25 protein-coding genes are annotated in these 21,786 nt (G+C 61.5%); 11 read left to right on the top strand and 14 right to left on the bottom strand.

Annotation, left to right across the window (positions count from 1 at the left end; all coding sequences use genetic code 11):
- Positions 1-112 precede the first annotated feature (112 nt).
- Positions 113-421, top strand: coding sequence for a Dabb family protein (locus tag BN1800_RS12585; RefSeq protein WP_027507698.1), 309 nt, complete (start codon positions 113-115; stop codon positions 419-421).
- Between the two features lie 36 nt (positions 422-457).
- Here BN1800_RS12585 and BN1800_RS12580 read toward each other — a convergent pair whose 3' ends face one another.
- From BN1800_RS12580 to BN1800_RS43410, 4 genes are read right to left on the bottom strand one after another with little or no spacing between them, the layout of a single operon-like run.
- The gene (locus tag BN1800_RS12580) at positions 458-1,357 is read right to left on the bottom strand and encodes a metal ABC transporter substrate-binding protein (RefSeq protein WP_086997899.1); all 900 of its coding nucleotides are present in this window, start codon (positions 1,355-1,357) and stop codon (positions 458-460) included.
- Positions 1,358-1,373: 16 nt separating this feature from the next.
- Positions 1,374-2,246 carry a metal ABC transporter permease gene (locus tag BN1800_RS12575; RefSeq protein ID WP_086997897.1) on the bottom strand — a complete coding sequence of 291 codons (873 nt, stop codon included), beginning with the start codon at positions 2,244-2,246 and terminating at the stop codon, positions 1,374-1,376.
- Positions 2,243-2,983, bottom strand: coding sequence for a metal ABC transporter ATP-binding protein (locus BN1800_RS12570; RefSeq protein WP_086997894.1), 741 nt, complete (start codon positions 2,981-2,983; stop codon positions 2,243-2,245). The genes BN1800_RS12575 and BN1800_RS12570 overlap by 4 nt, the downstream gene beginning before the upstream one ends.
- Positions 2,980-3,102 (bottom strand): hypothetical protein, encoded by a 123-nt coding sequence (locus BN1800_RS43410; RefSeq protein WP_260307763.1) that lies wholly within the window; start codon positions 3,100-3,102, stop codon positions 2,980-2,982. The genes BN1800_RS12570 and BN1800_RS43410 overlap by 4 nt, the downstream gene beginning before the upstream one ends.
- Before the next feature lie 202 nt (positions 3,103-3,304).
- On the opposite strand from BN1800_RS43410, the gene BN1800_RS43885 reads away from it, so the two are divergent.
- On the top strand, positions 3,305-3,448 hold the full coding sequence (locus tag BN1800_RS43885) for a nucleotidyltransferase domain-containing protein (RefSeq protein WP_143533964.1): 144 nt from the start codon (positions 3,305-3,307) through the stop codon (positions 3,446-3,448).
- 344 nt (positions 3,449-3,792) lie between these two features.
- Here the strand turns inward: BN1800_RS43885 and BN1800_RS12565 are convergent, their stop codons facing one another.
- Together BN1800_RS12565 and BN1800_RS12560 are read right to left on the bottom strand one after the other, a co-directional pair.
- A complete protein-coding gene (locus tag BN1800_RS12565; protein ID WP_086997891.1) occupies positions 3,793-4,278 on the bottom strand; it encodes a peroxiredoxin in 486 nt (161 codons plus the stop codon).
- 62 nt (positions 4,279-4,340) lie between these two features.
- Entirely contained in the window at positions 4,341-5,183 is an 843-nt protein-coding gene (locus tag BN1800_RS12560) for a protein-disulfide reductase DsbD domain-containing protein (RefSeq protein ID WP_086997888.1), read from the bottom strand.
- 140 nt (positions 5,184-5,323) lie between these two features.
- Here BN1800_RS12560 and BN1800_RS12555 point away from each other — a divergent pair, with 140 nt between their 5' ends.
- Together BN1800_RS12555 and BN1800_RS12550 are read left to right on the top strand one after the other, a co-directional pair.
- Positions 5,324-5,929: a YqgE/AlgH family protein gene (locus tag BN1800_RS12555; RefSeq protein ID WP_027507692.1), complete on the top strand. Its 606-nt coding sequence runs from the start codon at positions 5,324-5,326 to the stop codon at positions 5,927-5,929.
- 133 nt (positions 5,930-6,062) lie between these two features.
- On the top strand, positions 6,063-7,148 hold the full coding sequence (locus BN1800_RS12550) for a zinc-binding metallopeptidase family protein (RefSeq protein ID WP_086997885.1): 1,086 nt from the start codon (positions 6,063-6,065) through the stop codon (positions 7,146-7,148).
- 172 nt (positions 7,149-7,320) lie between these two features.
- Here BN1800_RS12550 and BN1800_RS12545 read toward each other — a convergent pair whose 3' ends face one another.
- The 4 genes from BN1800_RS12545 to thrC are packed head-to-tail and all read right to left on the bottom strand — an operon-like array spanning position 7,321 to position 13,598.
- The gene (locus BN1800_RS12545; RefSeq protein ID WP_086997882.1) at positions 7,321-10,233 is read right to left on the bottom strand and encodes a sensor domain-containing phosphodiesterase; all 2,913 of its coding nucleotides are present in this window, start codon (positions 10,231-10,233) and stop codon (positions 7,321-7,323) included.
- Positions 10,230-10,844 carry a GNAT family N-acetyltransferase gene (locus BN1800_RS12540; protein WP_027507689.1) on the bottom strand — a complete coding sequence of 205 codons (615 nt, stop codon included), beginning with the start codon at positions 10,842-10,844 and terminating at the stop codon, positions 10,230-10,232. Before BN1800_RS12540 ends, BN1800_RS12545 begins: the two co-directional genes overlap by 4 nt.
- 29 nt (positions 10,845-10,873) lie before the next feature.
- Positions 10,874-12,172, bottom strand: a complete 1,299-nt coding sequence (locus BN1800_RS12535) for a M16 family metallopeptidase (RefSeq protein WP_027507688.1) — start codon at positions 12,170-12,172, stop codon at positions 10,874-10,876.
- A gap of 25 nt (positions 12,173-12,197) precedes the next feature.
- Complete coding sequence (gene thrC / locus BN1800_RS12530; RefSeq protein WP_086998105.1) at positions 12,198-13,598, bottom strand: threonine synthase; 1,401 nt, start codon at positions 13,596-13,598, stop codon at positions 12,198-12,200.
- 198 nt (positions 13,599-13,796) lie between these two features.
- On the opposite strand from thrC, the gene BN1800_RS12525 reads away from it, so the two are divergent.
- Complete coding sequence (locus BN1800_RS12525) at positions 13,797-14,444, top strand: hypothetical protein (protein ID WP_179213786.1); 648 nt, start codon at positions 13,797-13,799, stop codon at positions 14,442-14,444.
- A gap of 20 nt (positions 14,445-14,464) precedes the next feature.
- On the opposite strand, the gene BN1800_RS12520 is transcribed toward BN1800_RS12525, so the two are convergent.
- Positions 14,465-15,154, bottom strand: coding sequence for an HAD family hydrolase (locus tag BN1800_RS12520; RefSeq protein ID WP_086997876.1), 690 nt, complete (start codon positions 15,152-15,154; stop codon positions 14,465-14,467).
- A 118-nt stretch (positions 15,155-15,272) separates the two neighbouring features.
- The gene (locus BN1800_RS12515) at positions 15,273-15,959 is read right to left on the bottom strand and encodes an ArsR/SmtB family transcription factor (protein WP_086997873.1); all 687 of its coding nucleotides are present in this window, start codon (positions 15,957-15,959) and stop codon (positions 15,273-15,275) included.
- A 71-nt stretch (positions 15,960-16,030) separates the two neighbouring features.
- Between BN1800_RS12515 and BN1800_RS12510 the strand changes: the two genes are divergently transcribed.
- The 3 genes from BN1800_RS12510 to BN1800_RS12500 all read left to right on the top strand — a co-directional run bounded on the left by BN1800_RS12510 (position 16,031) and on the right by BN1800_RS12500 (position 18,124).
- Positions 16,031-16,360, top strand: coding sequence for an NIPSNAP family protein (locus tag BN1800_RS12510; RefSeq protein WP_027507683.1), 330 nt, complete (start codon positions 16,031-16,033; stop codon positions 16,358-16,360).
- A complete protein-coding gene (locus BN1800_RS12505) occupies positions 16,357-16,704 on the top strand; it encodes an antibiotic biosynthesis monooxygenase family protein (RefSeq protein ID WP_027507682.1) in 348 nt (115 codons plus the stop codon). The genes BN1800_RS12510 and BN1800_RS12505 overlap by 4 nt, the downstream gene beginning before the upstream one ends.
- Before the next feature lie 289 nt (positions 16,705-16,993).
- Positions 16,994-18,124, top strand: a complete 1,131-nt coding sequence (locus BN1800_RS12500) for a site-specific DNA-methyltransferase (protein ID WP_086997869.1) — start codon at positions 16,994-16,996, stop codon at positions 18,122-18,124.
- Positions 18,125-18,248: 124 nt separating this feature from the next.
- Here BN1800_RS12500 and BN1800_RS12495 read toward each other — a convergent pair whose 3' ends face one another.
- Positions 18,249-18,866, bottom strand: a complete 618-nt coding sequence (locus tag BN1800_RS12495; RefSeq protein ID WP_027507680.1) for an HAD family hydrolase — start codon at positions 18,864-18,866, stop codon at positions 18,249-18,251.
- A gap of 2 nt (positions 18,867-18,868) precedes the next feature.
- Positions 18,869-19,960 (bottom strand): A/G-specific adenine glycosylase, encoded by a 1,092-nt coding sequence (gene mutY / locus BN1800_RS12490; protein WP_086997866.1) that lies wholly within the window; start codon positions 19,958-19,960, stop codon positions 18,869-18,871.
- A gap of 97 nt (positions 19,961-20,057) precedes the next feature.
- Here mutY and BN1800_RS12485 point away from each other — a divergent pair, with 97 nt between their 5' ends.
- From BN1800_RS12485 to BN1800_RS12475, 3 genes are all read left to right on the top strand, one after another.
- Positions 20,058-20,543 (top strand): DUF721 domain-containing protein, encoded by a 486-nt coding sequence (locus tag BN1800_RS12485; RefSeq protein ID WP_086998102.1) that lies wholly within the window; start codon positions 20,058-20,060, stop codon positions 20,541-20,543.
- 55 nt (positions 20,544-20,598) lie between these two features.
- Positions 20,599-20,868, top strand: coding sequence for a type II toxin-antitoxin system ParD family antitoxin (locus BN1800_RS12480; protein WP_086998099.1), 270 nt, complete (start codon positions 20,599-20,601; stop codon positions 20,866-20,868).
- A gap of 221 nt (positions 20,869-21,089) precedes the next feature.
- Positions 21,090-21,782, top strand: coding sequence for a DsbA family protein (locus tag BN1800_RS12475; RefSeq protein ID WP_086997863.1), 693 nt, complete (start codon positions 21,090-21,092; stop codon positions 21,780-21,782).
- The last annotated feature ends 4 nt before the right edge of the window (positions 21,783-21,786 follow it).

Raw genomic sequence — 21,786 nt, 5'->3', positions numbered from 1 at the left:
TGGAGGACCCGGACACGGTTTCAAGGAGAGCAGCCGGAAAGTCCACAGCAATCCCCTTGCCCTCTGCCTCGTTCCCTCTATTCTGCCGCCAACACCATAGGGAGGCCATCATATGATCCTGCACTGCGTATTTCTGAGGCTGAAGGCCGCGATGACGGGCGAGGAGAAGCAGGCGCTGTTCGAATCGGTCGTCGCATTGAAGCAGGTGATTCCCGGCATTCTCGATATCAAACATGGCCCCAATGTCTCGCCGGAGGGGCTGCATGGCGGCTTCGTCGATGGCTTCGTTGTGACCTTCGAAAGTGCAGGCGCACGGGATGCCTATCTCGTGCATCCCGAGCATGTGGCCGTCGGCGAGCGCATTATCTCCTCGACGGATGGAGGCCTTGCCGGCCTCCTAGTCTTCGATTTCAATCTCTGAGAGAGGCCGCGGATTTCTCCGCGGCCGGGTCTGCAGTCAGCTCGATTTCCCCAGCGCCGCGGCGATCTGGTCGACATTGTAGCGAAACATCTTCTCATAGCTAGGCGCCGGTCCCTTTGCATCCGAGAGCGATTCGACATAGAGCTCGCCGCCGGGTTCGGCGCCCGTTGCCTTGGCGACCTGCCTGACGAGGCGCGGATCGTTAGAGTTTTCGAAGAAATAGCTCTTCACATGTTCCGTCTTGATCTGCTCGATCAGCTTGGCGACGTCGGCGGCCGAGGCTTCGGTTTCGGTCGACATGCCCAGCGGCGCGAGGAAGCTGACATTGTACTCGCGGCCGAAATAGCCGAAGGCGTCGTGGCTCGTCAGCACCTTGCGCCGGTCATCCGGAACCGCGTCGAATTTCGAACGCGCATAGGCGTCAAGCGCGTCGAGCGTCTTCGTGTAGCGCTCGGCATTCGCCTTGAAGGCGCCGGCATCCGCCGGATCGGCGGCCGACAGCGCCTTTTCGATATTGGAGACCCAGACCTTGACGTTGACCGGGCTGTTCCAGACGTGCGGATCAGTGACCGTCTCGCCGTCCTCTTCCATCGTGCGCGTCTTGATGCCGTCGGAAACGGTGACCGGCGTTCCTTTGTAGCCGGAGGCGGAAATCAGCCGGTCCATCCAGCCTTCAAGGCCTTCGCCGCTGACGAAGGTCACCTGCGCGGCCTTCAGATGCTTGGCATCGGCGGGCGACGGTTCGAACTCGTGGGGGTCGCCATTCGGGCCGACGAGGCTTGTGACAGTCACGTGGTCGCCGCCCACCTGGCTGACGACATCGGCAAGCACGGTGAAGGAGGCGACCACCTTCAGCGTCCCGGCAGAGGCGGATGAGGCCGAAAGGGCGATCAGCGCGGGAATGGCCGTGGAAAGAAGCAGTCTGCGGGAAATCATCGAAGTCTCCTTGAGTTCAGCCCTTCAGATGCGGGCGGGGAAAGAGGCGCCGGGCAAGGCCCGACGGCGCGAAGAGGATGGAAAGCCCGTAGATCACCGCCGCCGTCATGATGATGGTCGGGCCGGAGGCGAGCTCGAGATGATAGGAGGCGATAAGCCCGAGGTAACCGGAGAAGGTGGCGCTGATCGCCGCGATCACCATCATCGATGGCAGGCTGCGCGACCAGAGCTGCGCGATCGCCGCCGGAAGCATCATCAAGCCGACGGCCATCAGCGTGCCGAGCGCCTGAAAACTGGCGACGAGGTTGAGCACGACGAGGAACAGGAAAAGCACGTGATAGACCGGTCCCCGGCCGCCGACGGCCCTGAGGAACCCGGGGTCGAAGCATTCAGCCACCAGCGGCCGGTAGATGACGGCAAGCACGACGAGCGTCACCGAGGTGATCGCCCCGATCTGAACGAGGGAAGGGGCGTCGATCGCCAGAATGGTGCCGAAGAGCACATGCAGCAGGTCGACGTTCGATCCGCGCAGCGAAACGATCAGCACGCCGAGCGCCAGTGAGGCGAGATAGAAGCTTGCGAAGCTCGCGTCCTCCTGCAGCACCGTCGTCCGGCTGACGATGCCCGAGAGCAGCGCGACGGAAAGCCCGGCGAAAAGGCCGCCGATGCCCATGGCGGTGAGCGATAGCGATCCCGCAACGAGGTAGCCAATCGCCGCACCCGGCAGCACGGCATGGCTCATCGCGTCACCCATCAGGCTCATGCGCCGCAGCATCAGGAAGACGCCGATCGGGCCGGCGCCGAGCCCGAGGCAAAGGCAGGCGACGAGCGCGCGGCGCATGAAGCCGTAATCGGCAAATGGCGCGAGGAAGATGTCGTAGGCCGTCATGCCGCAGGCTCGCAGGCTCTCGGGTCCTCGTCCCAGCGCTCGGCCATGGCGCGTGCCTTGAGAAGATTAGCGGCCGACATCACATCGCCGGTCGGCCCCCAGCCGATCAGCGTGCGGGCAATCAGCAGCGTCTCCGGGAAATACGCCCGCACCTGGTCGAAGTCGTGAAGCACGGCAATGACGGTCCGCCCGTCGCCGTGCCAGCGCGCGACGATATCGAGCAAATCCTTCGTCGTGCGAGCGTCGATGGCGGTAAAGGGCTCATCGAGCAGGATGAGCTTGGCGTCCTGCAGCAGCAGCCGGGCAAAAAGCACACGTTGAAACTGCCCGGCCGACAGCGAACCGATATGGCGTTTCTCGAAACCTTCGAGCCCGACCGCGGAAAGCGCTTCGCGGGCCTTGGCGGTCTCGTGCGCGGAGACGCGTCCAAAAGCGCCGCTGCTTCGCCAGGCACCGAGCAGCACGGCATCGAACACCGAGATCGGAAAACGCCGGTTGATCTCGGCCGCCTGCGGCAGGTAGCCGAAATCCGTGCGCTGCAGCCGATGGGAAATCCGCCCTTCGGCGGGCCGCAGCTCGCCCATGATGGCTTTCAGAAGCGTCGATTTTCCCGCACCGTTCGGCCCCGCGATCGCAGTCAGGCTGCCTGCGAGAATGGAACCGGAAACATGGTGCACCGCCGGGTGCCGATCATAAGCGACGGTCAGGTTGTCGAGCCCGATCAGCTGGCCGCTCATGGCAGGACGATTGCCCAGTGGATCGCCGCCCAGAGGAGGGCGATGACACTGAGCACGCAGGCAACACGGGATGCGGCGGAGGGCAGGAGCACACCGGAGGCGAAAGGTAATCTGTTCATAAGTGATGCCCTTAACGTAATAACATTACAAGTTATGTTATAACGAATATGGCAAATTGACGGCCTTGTCGAGCCGGCCGAAAATCAAAAAGGGCGGATACCGATAAGGACTGGAAGCCAAAAAGCTTGCCTTGTCCCGTTGCAAAATTCAGACGTAGAAAATATCGCCGTTAGCCGGAAGTGCTGCGACGGAGGCGGGCTTATGGATCAGAGCGCTTTGATAAGCCAGATTACGATCAGGACAGCGGACCAAAAATTGGTTCAGGCGCTCTTTCTCGGAGGAAGCTATGGTCGAGGGACAGCTGACGCATACAGCGATGTCGATCTGATCCCTTGTCGATTCTAATGAGCATGCTGCAGTTGCCACCCGATGGCACAGCCTTTTAGAGAGCATTACCCCGATTGTCTTCTTGAACCAAAGTGGCCAGGGCCGTGTGCTGTCGAATGCAGTCAATGTGGATTGGCTGCGTTGCGACTTGATCATTATGCCGTCAACAGGGTTTTCCGGCCGAGCGCCCACGGCGACAAACGCGCGCGCCGAACAGGCGCTACACTGCGGGAAAACTCGCGGGCCAAGTCAGCCTCATGCGCCGGTTCCTGCCTGAATTCCTGGTCGACAAGAACCTGCCGAAATAAACCAATTTACCGGCCTGAGGCGGCTGGGTTCAGCCGCCGTCTTTGCCGCTCGTCTCAGAGCTGCTCCATCATCGTCGCAGCGCCTGAGACAGTTGCCTGGCCGGGGCTTTCCTCGACGTTCAGCGACTTCACGACGCCGTCCTCGACGAGCATCGAGTAGCGCTTGGACCGCACGCCGAGGCCGCCGGCGGAAAGGTCGGCTTCGAGGCCAAGTGCTTTGGTGAAGCCTGCGTCCCAGTCGGCGAGGAAGTGGATCTTGCCCATGCCGCCGGACTGTTCGGCCCAGGCGCCCATGACATGCCAGTCGTTGACGGAGAGAACCGCGATATCGTCAACGCCCTTGGCGAGGATGGAATCGCGGTTTTCGAGATAGCCCGGCAGATGGTTCAGCGAGCAGGTCGGCGTAAAGGCGCCGGGTACGGCGAAAAGCACGATGCGCTTGCCTTTGAAGAGCTGCTCGGTCGAAATCTGCACGGGGCCATCCGCGGTTTTTTCCTTGAATGTGGCGGCAGGAAGCTTATCGCCGATCGCGATGGTCATGGGTTTCTCCTCGGTCTTGATGATTGCGGCGGGGACGGGTTGGAGCCGACTATAAAAGCCGGTCAGTCAAAGGCAAGCGGCGTCTCCATGGCGCGGCCGCCGTCGATGATCAGGACGCTCCAGCTTTTCCCGGCGACCTCATAGTTCCTCGGAAGCTTGTCGATGGCGATCGATGTCGAAAAGTTCTTTCCGTCGCGCTTGTTCATCAGCTTCCTGGTGAAGACGTATCCGTTCGGCCCCGTGAGGATCACCTCCGGCGCGGTGTCGCCGCCGTCGGGCAGGGCAACCTGCAGGCGGAGTTGCTTCATGTCTGCCGAAAACGCGTGGGACGTCACCTTGAACTGCGACGACGGCTCTTCCGGCAGGAAGGCCTCGGCATTCTTGAGAATTGCTTCTTCCTCCGGGCGGGATTGATTGGCGGAACCAACAGGAAGCGAGAATTCGGCCTGGAACGGAATGCAGATATCCTTGCAGATGCCGATGAATGCGCTCGCCTTCAGTTCGAGCGGCCGGGAGGCGTCCTCCGCCGAGAAGGTCAGCGGCAGCGAAACGGGCGCGTCATAGGCGATGTCGTCTATCTTGCCGTCGACGAGATGCTTCGGCACCGGGTAGCGGATTGCCTTCAGCTCGATGCCGCTTTCCGGCGCAACCGTGATCTGGGGCGGTATCCCGCTGTTGCCGGGCTCGCGCCAATAGGTGATCCAGCCGGGCCGCGGCTCGATCTGCAGCGCGCCGCGCATCGTGCCGTCGAGGTCCGGCGGCAGCGCGATCAGCCGCATCCGTCCGCCTTGATTGTCGGCCCAGCCGCTCATTTCGGCGCGCACCGGCCCGACGGAGGTGGCCAGGGCGGTCACGCAGACGGCGGTGTACAGAAGCCGGCGAAATTCGAAAGAAATAGTCGTCATGGAACAACGGTTTATCGAAAATCGCCTTTCGCCGCCAGAAGTTCGGCCATCTAAATTCTTCATTTTCGGTTGATTGATCTGCAGCATTGCCCCATGTTTCTTTTATAGGGCTGTTGGTACGTCTGGCAGCAGGAGGAAATATGTCCCTATCCACGCTGAAAAACAGACGGGAACGCGGCTTTTTCGACGGGCAGTTCCTGATTGCGATGCCGGGCATGGAAGATAGCAACTTCTTCCGTTCGGTCATCTATATCTGCGCCCATTCCGAGGCCGGTGCCATGGGCTTCATCATCAATCGCCCCCAGAACCTCACCTTCACCGACGTACTGCTGCATCTCGAAATGGTCAACGACCAGGAGCCGATCGTCCTGCCGGAGCACGCCCGGGATTTCCCGATCCAGACAGGCGGTCCCGTGGAAAGCGGCCGCGGTTTCGTGCTGCATTCCGATGATTACATCAGCGACTCCAGCATCCCGATCAGCGACGATATCTGCCTGACGGCAACGCTCGACATTGTCCGCGCGATTTCCAAGGGCGGCGGGCCGAAGAGGGCAACGATGATGCTCGGTTATTCCTCCTGGGGTGCCGGCCAGTTGGAAATGGAAGTCGCGAGCAACGGCTGGCTGACCTGCGCTGCCAATGAGGCGCTGATCTTCGACCGCAATCTCGATGACAAATACGAACGCGCGCTTGCGGGCATGGGCATTACCGCCGCCATGCTTTCCGCCGAAGCCGGGCATGCGTGATCTCTAATCCAGGAACGATTTCGTTGACATGACGTTTTCTTCCGGCAAGCGTGCCAGATGGCGCGCCGCCGAAATGCCTGTTGCGCGCCGCGCAGCAGGCATTTTGGTTCGTCGGCATTCGTTGAGGGTAATCATGAGGCTCTTCGCCTGCGACAATTGCGACCAGGTCGTCCACTTCGACAACCGCCATTGCGTCCGCTGCAATCATCGCCTCGGCTTCCTGCCGGACGATCTCTGCATGCACGCGCTCGAGCCGCGCGACGAAATGCACTGGCGGCTCGTCGCAGATCCGGAACGCAGGATCCGTTTCTGCGCCAATGCCGGTCTTGATATCTGCAACTGGTTGCTTGCGGAGGATGACACCCATGAATTCTGTATCGCCTGCCGCCACAATAGGCTGGTGCCGAATACCGGAACCCAGGACGGCATTGCGCGCTGGCGCCGCATCAGCCAGGCGCAACGCCATCTCTTCTATTCGCTGCTGCGCTGGAACCTGCCGCATCCCGACCGGCAGGAAGATCCCGCCGGCGGTCTCGTTTTCGATTTCCTCGAAGACACGGTTCAGAATGACGGCAACATCCTTCCCGCGAGGACCGGACATGAGGAGGGCCTGATCGCCATCCGCGCGGCGGAAGCCGACGACGCCACGCGCGAGCAGGCCCGCGCCATGATGAACGAGCCTTACCGCACGCTGCTCGGCCACTTCCGCCATGAGGCCGGCCACTTCGTCTGGAACAAGCTGGTGCGCGATGTTAACGGCCTCGATGCCTTCCGCGCCGTCTTTGGCGACGAACGCCAGGATTACCGCTCAGCCCTTCAGAACCACTATGCCAACGGCCCGCCCGTCGGCTGGCGGGAGAGGTTCATCAGCGCCTATGCATCGTCACACCCATGGGAAGACTTCGCCGAGTGCTTCGCCCACTACCTCCACATCGTCGATACGCTGGAGACGGCCCGAGCTTTCGGCATCGCCATCGATCCCAGCGGCCATGAGGAAATGGCTTCGGAAGTGGATTTCAATCCATACAGGGCGGAAAGCGCCGAACAGCTCGTCAGCGCCTGGGTTCCGCTCAGCGTCGCAATCAACGCCATCCAGCGCAGCATGGGCCAGCCAGACGCCTATCCTTTCGTGCTGTCCCGGGCCGTCGTTGCGAAGCTCGAATATCTGCACAAGCTCATTCAGGATGCGTCGGCGCTGTCACCGAGAACTGCGGCGTGAGCCCCCTCATCCGCCTGCCGGCACCTTCTACCCGCCGGGGGAAGGGATATGCGGCTGAGGCTCACAAAGCTCTCGGATGTATCGACGAGGTAACCGGCATCTCGGCTTCGCTTCTCCCCTCGGGATAGGGGAAGGTGAGGGGCCATTCACACCAGCATTGATTTGAAATGCCTTAAGCCCGCTTCGTCAGCGGAAAGCGTTCCTTCAGCAGGCGCAGCACGGAATCGGAGCCCATCGGCGGGCCGAAAAGGTAGCTCTGGCCGTAGCTGCAGCCCATCTTGGCAAGCTCGATGGCATCCTCATTGGATTCGATGCCTTCGGCGACGACCTGCATGTCCAGCTCGCGCGCCATGGAGATGACCGACCTGAGGATGGTTGCCTTCTTGTCGCTGTCGTCGCGAACCAGCGCCTTGTCGAGCTTGATCGTGTCGAAGGGGAAGCGGGTGAGGTAGGCGAGCGACGAGTAGCCCGTGCCGAAGTCGTCGAGCGCCAAGCCGAGGCCGGCCTCCTTGAGCTTCTGCAGCACAAGCCGCGCCTGCTCCGGATTTTCCATGACCATGGATTCCGTCAGCTCCAGCTTCAAGCGCGACGGCTCGCAATGGGTCTTCGAAAGAACCGAGCGCACGTCGTCATAGAGTTCGTTGTTGAGGAGCTGCACGCTCGACAGGTTGATCGAGACGAAGATCGGCAGTTCGCCGGTCTGGTTCTGCCAGGCCATCAGATCGCTGGTCGCCTGTTCGAGCGCGAACAAGCCAAGCGAGCCGATGATATCCGACGCTTCGGCAATCGGGATGAATTCCGATGGCGGAATGTTGCCGCGCTTCGGATGTTCCCAGCGCATCAGCGCCTCGAAGCCGGCAATCTCGACATCCTCCAGCCGCGCGATCGGCTGGTAGACCATCGACAGTTCCTTTCGCTCGATGGCGCGGCGGAGGTCGGATTCGAGCTGCAGGCGGTCGGCGCCGAAATCGCGGAAGGCGGGGCGGAAGGGTTCGACGCGGTTGCCGCCCGCGCGCTTGGCACGGTACATGGCAAGCTCTGCATCGCTCAGCATGCCGGCGGCGTTTTCCTGCTGATCGACCCATGAGGTAAGACCGATCGAGGCCGTCAGGATGATCTCGCGATTGCCGAAATTGATCGGCACCATGATCGCCTTGCTGACGGCATCGGCAAAATCGGCGACCTTCGCCGGGTCGCGCTCGGAAACGAGGATGAGACCGAACTGGTCGCCCGCAAGGCGCGCCAGGGTATCCTGCGGTTTCAGGAGACGGCGGAGGCGGCGGGTGAGCGCGATCAGAATGTTGTCGCCGGCTGCAACGCCGAGCGAATCGTTCACCAGCTTGTAGCGGTCGATATCGATCACCATCACCGTCGGCCTGAGCGTTTCGCCGCCGGGCACAAGCGCCAGTACCGATTGTAGGCGGTCGATGAAGAGCTGGCGGTTCGGCAGGCCGGTGAGATTGTCGTGCAATGCGTCATGCAGCAGCCGCTCGATGGAATTCTTTTGCTCCGTGACATCGACGATCGTGCCGACGCAGCGGATGATCTCGCCGTTCGAGCCGAGCACCGGCCGGGCGCGGATCAGCAGCCAATGGAAATGTCCGTCCTCGGCGCGGATGCGGAACTCATGGTTCAGCCGCCCGCGGCGATGTTCGAGCAGCACGTCCAGCGTCGCGCGGAAGCGGTCGCGGTCGTCCGGGTGAAGCCGCGGCAGCCAGTTGCGGGCTGCACCATGCATGGAGCCAGGCGACAATCCGAGCTTCACGGAAACATCCGGAATGGTGACGACGCGGTCGCGCGCCACGTCCCAGTCCCAGACCATATCACCGGAGCCCGTCAGCGCCAGAGACTGCCGTTCGAGATCGGAGAACAGGCCCTGCTGGAAGGCGCCGCCCGCAAAGGCGTGCTGCATCACTGTAAAGCCGATCAGCAGAATGATGAGGACGAGGCCGCCGCCGAGCGCCGGCTGGATGATGTCGTTGTCAAGCCGGCCTGTCACGGTCAGCCATGCTCCGAACAACCAGACCAGGATCAGCGCCCAGGCGGGTACCAGCAGGATGGCGCGGTCGTAGCGGTTGAAGCCGAGATAGATGATGAGCACTATGCCCATCGTCGCAGTCAGCGCGAAGGAAAGCCGCGCAATGCCGGAGGCGATCGAGGGATCGTAGATCGCGACGCCGAAGAGCAGCGCAAGGCCGAGCACCCAGGCGAGCGTGGCGTAGCCGAGATGCGTGTGCCAGCGGTTGAGGTTCAGATAGGTGAACAGGAAGATCACGAAACTCGACGCCAGCGCCACTTCCGCACAGGCGCGCCATATTCGCTGGTCTGCCGAGGCAACGCTGACGAGTTTGCCAAGGAAACCGAAATCGACGCAGATATAGCCGAGCACCGCCCAGGCGAGTGCCGCCGTCGCAGGCAGCATCGAAGTTCCCTTGACGACGAAGAGGATCGTCAGGAACACGGCAAGCAGGCCGGCAATCCCGAGCACGATGCCGCGGTAGAGCGTGAAGGCGTTAATCGTGTCCTTATAGGCGTCCGGCTCCCACAAATAGATCTGCGGCAGCTCGGGCGTCGCAAGCTCGGCAACGAAGGTGATGACCGCGCCGGGGTTCAGAGTGATGCGGAAGACGTCGGCCTCGTCGCTTGGCTGGCGGTCGAGCGCAAAGCCTTCGCTCGGCGTAATCGCCATGATGCGCTGCGAGCCGAGGTCCGGCCAGAAAAGCTTGGAATTCACAAGGCGGAAATGCGGAGCGACGATAACGCGCTCGAGCTGCTCTTCCGAGACATTGGCGAGCGCAAAGACGGCCCAGTCACCCTGGTGATTTTCGGAGCTGGCGCGCACCTCGATGCGCCGGCGGATGCCGTCTGCGCCTGCAGCCGTCGAAACCTGGAAGGCCTCGCCCTGGTTGGCATAGATTTCCGTCGTCGCGGTCAGATCGAGCGCCGTGTCGTCGCGGGAAATCTTCACCGGTTCCGCCGCCTGCGCAACGCCTGCAGCCAATGCAAGCATCGACAGGAAAAGAGCTGCGATCACCGCGATCAATCGGCCGGACGGTGATTTGGGCAGCATGCGGTTCGTGGTCATCGGCTGTCGGTTTTCCTGCCTGTATCCGCATCGGTGGCAAGCAGTGAATACATCACGTGGTCATGCCACTGACCGTTTATTTTCAAGTATCCGCGCAGATAGCCTTCCCGCTGAAACCCAGCCTTTTCAAGCAGGCGAATGCTTCGTGCGTTCTCCGGAATACAGGCTGCCTCGATACGGTGCAACTCAAGCCCTGCGAAGATATAGGGTATAACCAACTGAAGTGCGGCGAACATATGGCCTTGGCCGGCATGCTTCTCGCCCATCCAGTAGCCGATCATGCAGCTCTGCGCCGCACCGCGACGGATATAGCCGATCGTGATCCCGCCGAGCAGTTCCATGTCCGGTTTCAGGAACAGGAAAAGCGGGATCGCCTGTCCGGAGGCGTATTCCTGCTTGCCGCGGATGACACGGGCGCGATAGGCGCCCTCCGTCAGCTCATCGCGCCGCCACGTGGGTTCCCAGGGTTCCAGGAACTTGCGGCTGGCGGCGCGCAGCTTGTGCCACTGGTTGAAATCCTGGTAGCGCGGAAGCCTCAGCGCATAGCGGTCGTTCTCGATCTCCACCGCTTCCGGCTGCCGCGACAGGAACCGAAAAACCGATTTTGGCATCGATCACTCCCGGCAGGATGGAACGCGGCTCAGCGGCTTGCTGTTTTCGACTGCGCTAAGGGAGCGGACAGCGAGGCGACGATGTCTTCCATAGGTGCAAGCCGCTCTAGCGGGCCGATTGCCGAAAGGGTCGGCACGGTGTCAAAGAACAGGCGGCCGGCGAGGTCGGTGAGACGCTCGATGGTGATGCCCTCGAGCCGTTCCATCATTTCCTGATTGGAGATAGGCTCGCCATAGAGCATCATCTGGCGGGCGATCTGGCCAGCGCGTGCGGCCGGGCTTTCCTGCCCCATCAGAAGCTGGGCGCGGATCTGCGCGCGGGCGCGCTCGATCTCCTTCTGCTCGATGAAGCCTGCCGACTTGTGCAGCTCGTCGACGATCACCGGCACGAGTTCGGGAAGGTTCTCGCCGCCGGTCGCGGCATGGATGCCGAAGATGCCGGTGTCGGAAAAGCCCCAGTGGAAGGCATAGATCGAATAGCAGAGGCCGCGAATTTCCCGCACTTCCTGGAAGAGGCGGGACGACATGCCGCCGCCGAGGATATTGGCAAGGATCTGCGAACAGTAAAAGTCGCGGGCATGGTAGGCCTTGCCCTCGAATCCGAGCAGGACCTGCGCATCCATCAGGTCGCGCGTCTCGCGCACGCTGCCGCCGATGTAGCGGGCTGTCTCGATGACCGGCGGCGCGCTCGGCGCGGTCGGCAGGCTCGCGAAGCGCCGTTCCACCATGCGCACGAATTCGTCATGATCGACCGCCCCGGCGGCGACGACGAACATGCGGTCGGTGGTGTAGTTTCGGCCGAGATAACTGCGGATCTGCTGCGGCGAGAAGGAGACGACGGTTTGCGGCGTGCCGAGGATGGCGCGGCCGAGCGTCTGGTCGCGATAGGCGGTCTCGGAGAACTTGTCGAAGACCACGTCGTCCGGCGTGTCGTTCGCCGCGTTGATCTCCTGCAGGATCACCTGCTTCTCGCGTTCGAGTTCGTCTTCCTCGAAGGCCGATTCGGTCAGGATGTCGGCGAGAATATCGACGGCAAGTGGCAGGTAATCCTTCAGCACGCGGGCATAATAGGACGTCGTTTCGGTCGAGGTGGCAGCGTTCACCTCGCCGCCCACATCCTCGATTTCCTCGGCGATGTCGCGGGCCGAACGCCGGGCCGTGCCCTTGAACGCCATGTGTTCGAGCAGGTGCGCTATGCCATGCTCGTCTTCCGTCTCGTTGCGCGAACCCGATTTGATCCAGACGCCCAGAGCGACGCTTTCAAGATGCGGCATGGTCTGGGTTACTACCGTCAGCCCGGATTTGAGCCGGGTGCACTCAACTGTCATTGGCTATCTTTCTGCGCTTGCCGCATCACGTCCGGGCGTGTTTGCCGATAAAGCCTTCAATGGCCTTAAGTTCCGGATCGACGACTTGGAAGCGCTCCTCCTTAAGCATCAGACCAGCAAGCCACGTCGGAAGCGCCGGGTCAATACCGGAGGCGGATTTTACCGCTGCGGGAAATTTTGCCGGGTGCGCGGTCGCAAGCGTCACCATCGGCGTGTTCGGTTTTTCGTGCTTGGCAGCGACGAAGACACCGATCGCCGAATGCGGGTCGAGAAGATAGCCGGTTTCGGCATAGGTAGTCTTGATCGTCTGCGCCACCTGCTTTTCGCTGGCGCGGCCGGCGCGGAAATCCTTCCTGATCGCGGCAAGCGCCTTCGGCGTGATCTCGAAACCGTTCGACTGCTTCAGGCTGTCCATCGCATGGCGCACCTTGGAAGCATCCCGGTCGTAGGCTTCGAAAAGCAGCCGCTCGAAGTTCGAGGAAATCTGGATGTCCATCGATGGTGAGGTTGTCGCCTTCACTTTCTTCATGTCGTAGCGGCCGGTCCTCATCGTGCGGGCGAGGATGTCATTCTCGTTGGTCGCGATCACCAACTTGCCGATCGGCAGGCCCATGCGCTTCGCGGCGTAGCCTGCAAAGATGTCGCCGAAATTGCCGGTCGGCACGGTGAACGAAATCTTGCGGTCCGGCCCGCCGAGTGCGATCGCCGTCGTGAAATAGTAGACGATCTGGGCCATGATGCGCGCCCAGTTGATCGAGTTGACGCCGGAAAGGCGTACCTTGTCGCGGAAGGCCACATCGTTGAACATCGCTTTGACGAGGTTCTGGCAGTCGTCGAAATTGCCCTTGACCGCCAGCGCATGGACATTGCCCGCCGTCGAGGTAGTCATCTGCCGTTGCTGCACCGGCGAAACCTTGCCGTGCGGAAAGAGGATGAAGATATCGGTGCGTTCGCGGCCCGCGAAGGCGTCGATCGCAGCCCCGCCCGTATCGCCCGACGTCGCGCCGACGATCGTCGCGCGCTGGCCGCGCTTTTCCAGTGCATAGTCCATCAGACGCGCCAGAAGCTGCATCGCCACGTCCTTGAAGGCGAGCGTGGTGCCGTGGAAAAGTTCCATGACGAAGCTGTTCGCTCCCGTCTGTACGAGAGGGGCGATCGCCGGATGCCGGAAAGTGCCATAGGCTTCGTCGATCATCGCCCGGAAGGTGGCGGCGGGAATTTCGCCGGTCGTAAAGGGCGAAAGGATCGCAAACGCGATCTCCTGGTAGCTCTTGCCGCGCAGGGCCCGGATTTCCTTCTTGGAGAAATGCGGCCATTGGCGAGGAACATAGAGACCGCCGTCGCGCGCAAGACCCGTCAGCAACGCATCGCAAAAGCCGAGGGATGGGGCCTCGCCGCGGGTCGAGATATAGTCCACGTTCTTCATCCTTGACGTTATGGCCGGAAGAGATCCGGATGGAGGAGCCAAGCGCCGGAATTGCAGCAGATCGAAATGTGCGTCAAAACGGTGCTTACCCAATCGATTTTTCTTTGCGCCGCTGATATAGACCATCGCAAACTGTCACGAAAGGCCCCGCAAACAAGACTTCGAGGCCTGCCAGAAACTTTGTAAGAGGGTGGAATAATCGTGTTCGGCAAAGTCTCGCGTCTCATCGTTTCCGTATCTGTCGCCGCTCTTCTTGCCAGCTGCAACTCCCTGGGTGTCGGCGGCGAAAGCAAGTCCACCGAAGCGGCGCAGACGAACGGCAATGCTCAGATCATGCCGCTTGCGCCCGCCAATCCCTCTTCCAGCAACACGCCGATCGGTACGGCGACCAACGTTCAGGGTGCCGCCCAGCCGGTCGTCCAGGGCACCTGCCCGCAGATTTTCATGAAGGATCAGGACGCGATCTTCCGCACCTATGCCAAGGGCAAGACGGGTGACAACAGCCAGATCGTCCATCAGGCGGCAATCGGCGACTACACGCGCCAGTGCACGCTGAACGAACAGAACCTGTCGATGACAATCGTGGCGCAGATTCGCCTGATCGCCGGTCCAGCCGGCGGCCCGGGCCGCGTCACGCTGCCGCTGCGGATCACCGCCTACGACGGCCAGGATGTCGTCTCTTCGGAAGTGGTTCCGTTTACCGCCGAAATTCCGGCAGGGCAGACGGCCGCTCAAGTCCTCTTCCGCAAGGACGGCTTCAAGCTGCCGGTCGGCTCCGGTGCACTGGTGCGCATCAATATCGGCTTCGATCAGGGGCAGGCCGCAAAAACCAAGAAGAGCAGCTAAGGGCGCTTCGGCGTTCCTCGTCAGAGGACGCCAGCCCATTCCGAAAGAGCGGCAACCACGCCCGGCAGGTCGTTCATCCGCGAGATGACCGTCTCTGCGCCGGCATCCGTCAGGCGGTCGGCGTGCGAGGAATAGGTATGCGATGCACCGGTGAAGCCGATGACGCGCATGCCGGCGGCGCGTGCCGCATGGATGCCATGGACGGAATCCTCGACGACGACCGTCTTCGACGGCGAAACGCCCATCTTTGCGGCGCCATGCAGGAAGATGTCCGGCTTCGGCTTGACGCGATCCGGCCCGAGATCTTTTGCGGAAAAGACATTCGGAGCAAACAGCTTCTTCAATCCCACCTTGCCGAGCATCATGTCGAGCCTGTGCGAACTGGAATTCGAGCAGATGCAACGCTTCAGATCAAGGCGCGAGACGGCGAACTCGACGCCCGGAATGGCTTGCACGTCGCGCTCGAGGCGCAGGTCGAGCAGCTTTTCGGATTTGTCGAGCAGCGACGCGGAAAGCGGGATGCTCGCCTCGCGCTCCACCTGCAGAAGGATGTTCTTCCAAGTCATGCCTGCGAACCGCTCGGCCATCTCTTCGGTGCTGATCGGATAGCCCGCGTCCGTCAGAAGCTTGGACTCCACGTCCGCCGCGATAATTTCGGAATCGACCAGAACGCCGTCGCAGTCGAAAATGATGAGGTCGAAGCCGTCCATGTACTCTCAAGCCTTGTTGGGGGATGATGCGACTTACACGATGGACGCCGAAAGCTCAACCGGCAGGCGGGCATGGCTGGGATGCGCCTCGCGGACGGCTGGCTGCTGCTGTCGGCCGTCAGGCTTCCAGCGGAAAGAGCGACAGGAACTGCCGCTCGCCTTCTGGCGAGAAGATCACCGAACGGCTTCCCGCCGTCCGCCGCGCCCAGCCCTTGTCGAAGAAGTTGGAAAGCAGCGCCTTGCCGAGGCTGCCGGCAAGATGCGCGCGCCGCTCGCTCCAGTCGAGGCACGAGCGGCAGAGCGGGCGGCGTGACGACTTGAGATCGGAGATATCGACGCCGATGCATTTCAGTTGGCTTTCACCTTTCGACGTGACCGACAGGCTTTCGCCGAGGGCGTCGATCGCGCCCGAAGCCACGAGACTGTCGAGCATGCGCACGCCGTAATCGCCGGCCAGATGATCGTAGCAGATGCGCGCCTTGCGCAGCGCCGGTTCCTTCGGACCCATCCGGTGTCTGAGATGGCCGCGGCTGGCGGCGAAGCCCATCATGCTCTCGATCAGCCGGGCAGTCGCCTCGTCTGCGAGTGCGAAATAGCGGTGTCGGCCCTGCTTGCGCTGGGTAAGCAGGCCGCCGGTTTGGAGCTTGGCGAGATGCGTGCTCGCCGTCTGAAGGGTGATGCCGCCGACTGCCGCAAGCTCGGTCGCCGTCAGTGCCCGGCCGCCAGAAAGCGCAGCCAACATGTTGGCGCGCGCAGGATCGCCGATCAGCGCTCCAATCTGGGCAATGTCCGGTCCTTCTTTCATACTTCGATCGTAACCGAAGCATTGTCGTCGTGCAATGTGCGAAAACGCCTTTCACAAGCAAGGAGAAAGAGATGCTGACCTGCTTCATCCGCTACGAGATCGACCCCTTCACTAAGGATGCCTTTACCGAATATGCCCGTGTTTGGGGGCAGGCGATCCCACGCAACGGCGCCGATCTCATCGGCTACTTCGGCCCGCATGAGGGGTCTGCGACAACCGCCTACGGCGTCTATAACATCGAAAGCCTTGCCGCTTACGAGGCCTATCGCGCCCGCCTCGCAGCCGATCCGCTCGGTAAGCAAAACTACGAGTTCGCCAAACGCGAACGCTTCATTCTCAAGGAGGACCGCATCTTCCTGAAGAACGTGTCCGTCCCTCATTCCCCGCTGGTGCTGCCATGATCGCCGTCATCTTCGAAGTCGTCCCCTATCTGGGCGAACGCCACAGATATCTCGACCTTGCCGGTGACCTGCGCGCCGAACTGGAAAAGATCGACGGCTTCATCTCCATTGAACGCTTCGAGAGCCTGACGATGCGCGGCAAACTGCTGTCGCTCTCGTTCTGGCGGGACCAAGAGGCGGTGAGAGAATGGCGCAACCTCGAAGCTCACCGCGCCGCGCAGAAGGCCGGCCGAAACGGCATCTTCGCCGACTACCGCCTGCGCATCGGCCACGTCGTCCGCGACTACGGCATGTTCGAGCGGGATGAGGCGCCGGCGGATAGCCTGAAGGTGCACACGGCTTAGTCTAGAGGCTAGGTTTCGCTTGGAGAGGAAGCCCACTCTCCGTCATCCTCGGGCTTGACCCTAGGATCCATTCTTCAAGCATTTTGGCAATGGGTGGATCCTAGGGTCAAGCCCGAGGATGACGGAGTCCGAGGGGGATCGCCAGCGACCAGAAGGGACAAATCGGCTAAAGCGCCACGCTCAACTACGAATAATTTCCCGAAATCATCCACCGGTTCAGGCTTTGGTAACCAACTTGAGTAACCATAACGGCGAGTAAAAAGCGTAATGTGTATGAGCGAGTATCCATATGGCGTCTGTTTTTCCGCTTTCCGATCTCAAGACCTCCGCAACACCGGGCTCTTGGATCAACACGATCATCAAGGGTGATTGTGTTGCAGCCCTCGAAGCTTTGCCGACCAACTCCGTCGACGTCATTTTTGCCGATCCGCCATACAATCTCCAGCTCGGCGGCACGCTCCACCGTCCGGACCAGTCACTCGTCGACGCCGTCGATGACGAATGGGATCAATTCGCGTCCTTCGAAGCATACGACGCCTTCACCCGCGCCTGGCTGCTTGCCTGCCGCCGCGTGCTGAAGCCGACCGGCACCATTTGGGTGATCGGCTCCTATCACAATATCTTCCGTGTCGGCGCCACCCTGCAGGACCTGAATTTCTGGATCCTCAACGACATCGTCTGGCGCAAGACCAACCCGATGCCGAATTTCAAGGGCCGCCGGTTCCAGAATGCCCATGAGACGATGATCTGGGCAAGTCCGGACGCGAAGGCCAAAGGCTATACCTTCAACTACGATGCAATGAAGGCTGCGAACGACGACGTGCAGATGCGCTCCGACTGGCTCTTCCCTATCTGCAGCGGCTCCGAGCGGCTGAAGGGCGAGGACGGCAAGAAGGCGCATCCGACGCAGAAGCCGGAAGCACTGCTCGCCCGCGTCATCATGGCGTCGTCGAAGCCCGGCGACATCATCCTCGACCCGTTCTTCGGCTCCGGCACCACGGGCGCTGTCGCCAAGCGCCTGGGCCGCCACTTCGTTGGCATCGAGCGCGAGCAGGACTATATCGATGCGGCGTCCGCCCGCATCGCCGCCGTCGAGCCGCTCGGCAAGGCGGAATTGACCGTGATGACCGGCAAGAAGCAGGAGGTTCGCGTCGCCTTCAACGTCCTGGTGGAAAGCGGCCTCATCAAGCCCGGCCAGGTGCTGACAGATGCCCGCCGCCGCTACAGCGCGATCGTCCGCGCCGACGGCACGGTGGCCTCCGGTGGCGAGGCCGGTTCGATTCATCGTCTCGGCGCGAAGGTGCAGGGGCTTGATGCATGCAACGGATGGACATTCTGGCACTTTGACGATGGGCAATCCCTGCGCCCCATCGACGACTTGCGGTCCGTGATCCGCAGTGATCTGGCAAAGGCGGGATGAGCAGCGGCCTGACCTTATCGAGACTACCTTCTTCCGGTTTTTGTACCTCCAGTTGCGGAAGAAGGCTTACGGCGCCCGGGATCAATCCCCGGGCGCCTTTTCTTTCAGAAGGCCAAGCAGTCCGTCACCTTGCACCCACGCCATAGTCGGCAAGATCGCTGCGCAACTTGTCGGCGCCGGTGAAGAGCACGGCGTTCCATCCTGCCGCTTTGGCGCCTTCGACATTCGCAGGCGCGTCATCGATGAAGATCGTCGCCGCCGGCTCGAGTCCGAAGCTCCTCGTATGCGTTTCGTAGATCGCGATATCCGGCTTGATCAGCCCGACATCGCCGGAAACGGTGACGCCGCGCGGCTTGGTCAGGAAGGCAAAGCGCTTCTGCGCTTCGCGGAACGTATCGGAGGCGAAGTTCGTCAGCATCGTCACGTCGCGGCCCTCCGCGATCAGTCCCTCCATGATCGCGACGCTGCCCTCATAGGCATGCGGCACCATCTCGTGCCAGTGCTTGCGGAAGGCGCGGATATGCTCTTCACGCGAAGGATGGATTTCAATCAGCAGCGCTTCGGCATCCGCCCAGGTGCGGCCGCGGTCCTGCTCGACGTTCCAGTCGTGGGTGCAGACATTGTCGAAGAACCACTTGCGCTCTGCCTCGTCGGGAATGAGGCGGCTGTAGGGAATATTCGGATCGTAATGGATAAGAACTTTGCCGATATCAAAAACGATATGATGGATTGATGCAGTCATGGTCACCCCTTGGGCATTGCAAACGCACGAGGAATAGCGGTCGCGATCGCTTTTTTCATGATGGTCGGCAGCGCCTGCGCTTCAAGATTTGTAACCGCTTCCCACCATCCGTCATCGATTTGAATGTGCGATGGGATCGCGGCGCGGTAGATCGAAAGCCGGAGCTCGAAATGCGTGAACACATGGGTGACGGTGCCGCATGCCTCCCACTGAGAGGGGAAGGGCGCCGCATCCGCGGACGTCTCGCCGTCGATCCGCGACGTCCATGCCGTCGTCGGCACCTCTGTCATGCCGCCGAGCAGCCCGCTTGCGATCCGCCGCCGAAGGAGGATTTCGCCATCCGCCGTCACGGCGACAAAGGCCGCGCCCAGGCGCACCGGCTTTTCCTTCTTCGCCGCCTTCACCGGAAACTGTTCGGTGTCATGCAGGCGAAGCGCCTCGCACGATCCCCTGAACGGACAGAGCGAGCAGGCCGGCCGCTTCGACGTGCAGATCGTCGCGCCGAGATCCATCATGGCCTGGGCAAAATCGCCGGGGCGGGTGGCCGGCGTCAGCAGCGCCACCTTTTGCCTCATCAGCGGCTTGCCGGCCGGAAGTGGCGTGGCGATCGCGTAGAGCCTGGAAATCACCCGCTCGACATTGCCGTCCATGACGGCGGCCTGCCGGTTGAATGCGATCGCCGCGACCGCCGCTGCCGTATAGTCGCCGACACCGGGCAGAGATTTCAGGCCGTCCTCCGTATCCGGAAAGACGCCGCCATGTTGCGTGGCGACCGCTTCGGCACATTTCTTGAGATTGCGGGCGCGGGCGTAGTAGCCGAGTCCCGCCCAGGCTGCCATGACGTCCTCGGTCGGCGCGTCGGCGAGGTCGCGAACCGTTGGCCAGCGCGTCAGGAAATTGGCAAAATAGGGCTTCACGGCCTGCACGGTCGTCTGCTGCAGCATCACCTCCGAAAGCCAGACGCGATAAGGATCGGCCCTCACGCCGCGTCGCGCCATAGGCGGCGAAACGCGCCAGGGCAGGTCCCGGTGATGCCGGTCGTACCAGTCGAGAAGGGGCTGCGCGGTCGGCGCGTCGAGTATCGTTGATGTCATCATTTGCCGCGGGACGGGGAAGTGCCCTATACTTGGCGGAGCAATGCTGCGCGATCAAGGCGGCAGCGCCGAATGGCGGCGGCACCTGAAGGTTTCGATGAGTTATCCACGTAAAGGTGAAAAGCAGATATCCGAACTGGCGAACGGGCTCATCGATCCGGTGCTTGCAAAACGCGCCGGTATCAACACCGCGCTGCTCGGCTGCTGGGACGAAATCGTCGGCGAGGATTTCGCCGATTGCACGCGGCCGGAAAAGATCGCCTGGGTGCGCGGCAATGAAAATGGCACCTATAAGCCCGGCGTCCTGACGATCGCCTGCGAAGGCGCACGCGCTTTGTTCCTGAGCCACGCGCAGGGCGAACTCATCCAGCGCATCAACAGCTTCTTCGGCTTCGCCGCCGTCCACCAGATCCGCATCGTCCAGAAGCCGGTCTCGCAGGCGGCCAAACGATCGCGTTCGCCGCAGCCGCTGAAGGGCGAGGCGGCCCGAAAGCTTGAAAGCATGATGGAAGGCATCGAAGGCGACAAGCTGCGCGAGGCGGTGAAGCGGCTGGGCACCGCGATATTGGGGAAGCGGCGATAGCGCCGCTTGAACTTGCCTTTCTATATTGCAGTATAATTATCAACAGAAGGCAGGGTTGGCGCGAACCAGCAAACCGATCACCGTCACACTCGGCTCCCAGCAGAAAAGTTTGGATGCGCGGCTTGAATCCGGCGCGTACAGTTCCGCCAGTGAGGTCTTGCGCGCAGCGCTGAGGGCGCTCGATCGCGAAGAGGAAGCGCTCAACGAAATCATGCGCGAGAAAATCCGTGAAGCGATTGATGATCCGGCTCCCGATATCAATGCGGATGTCGCTTTTGCTCGTATCGAGCGTCTCCATGCCGAGCGAATGAAGAGCGGACAGTGACAGCCGGCGTCGTATTCCGCCCCAGGTCAGAAAAGGATTTGCTCGAAATCTACGAGTACATAGCAAGCGGCGAAACTGAAAATTGCAGATGTGGCCTGCAACGCAAGCTTTCGTCCCACCAAGGTCACAATTCTTTGAAGAAAGTTGGCGAAGCGTGCCTTGTTCGCGGCTGCGCGCCGTTATATCGCACATTCAGCCGCCACTCTTGATTAGGGGAACCCATGCTGATCTCTGAAATGCAACTGACGAAACGCCAGCTTCTGAGCGGCATGGCCGCCGCGACGGCGACACTTGCGGTCGCAAGCGCGACAAACGCAGCAGCCGAACTTCCGCAGCCGGCTGGCGATGTCGACATGACGGAAGTGTTGAAGCCCGGTCCGCTGCCGGAAATGGCGCTTGGCAAGGAAGATGCCCCGGTCACCATTGTCGAATATATGTCGATGACCTGCCCGCATTGCGCCCACTTCCACAACACGACCTTCGACGAGATCAAGAAGAAGTACGTGGATGCCGGCAAGGCGCGCTTCATCATCCGCGAATTCCCGTTCGATCCGGCGGCTGCCGCAGCCTTCATGCTCGCCCGCTGCAACGCCTCCAAGCCGGAAGAATTGAGCACGCCGGAACAGTATTTCCCGATGGTTTCCATGCTTTTCAAACAGCAGGAAACCTGGGCCGCCGCCGAAGATCGGCGTGCTGCACTTCTCCAGATGGCTAAACTCGCTGGATTTAGTGAGGATAGTTTTACGAAGTGCTTGACGAACCAGAAGCTTCTGGATGAAGTGAACGCCACGCGGGAAAGGGGCTCCAAGGAGTTCGGCATCGATGCCACGCCGACTTTCCTCATCAACGGGAAGCGTTATTCTGGAGACATGCCGGTTGACACCATGTCGGCCCTCATCGAAAGCCTGCTTTGATCCG

The sequence above is a fragment of the Rhizobium sullae genome (assembly GCF_900169785.1).
Classification (GTDB): domain Bacteria; phylum Pseudomonadota; class Alphaproteobacteria; order Rhizobiales; family Rhizobiaceae; genus Rhizobium; species Rhizobium sullae.
This window is presented reverse-complemented; position numbering and strand designations above follow the sequence as displayed.